The following is a 240-nucleotide window of genomic DNA, read 5'->3' on the forward strand; positions in this document are numbered from 1 at the left end:
GTTGCCGTCACGTTCGCGCTGGTGTGTGTGCTGTGGGTGTTTTACGGTTACTCGCTGGCCTTCGGGGAGGGCAACGCCTTCTTCGGCAACGTTAACTGGGCGATGCTGAAAAATATCGAACTGACCGCGGTGATGGGCAGTTTTTATCAGTATATTCATGTCGCGTTCCAGGGCTCATTCGCCTGCATCACCGTGGGGCTGATTGTGGGCGCGCTGGCTGAGCGTATCCGCTTCTCTGCG

At 57.1% G+C, this 240-nt stretch carries 1 pseudogene; it reads left to right on the top strand.

Annotated features, from left to right (window positions below):
- Positions 1-240: pseudogene (locus tag RTW80_RS30630) on the top strand (ammonium transporter); the annotation flags it as partial.

This window comes from Escherichia sp. AM3 (assembly GCF_032029835.1).
Classification (GTDB): Bacteria; Pseudomonadota; Gammaproteobacteria; order Enterobacterales; family Enterobacteriaceae; genus Escherichia; species Escherichia coli.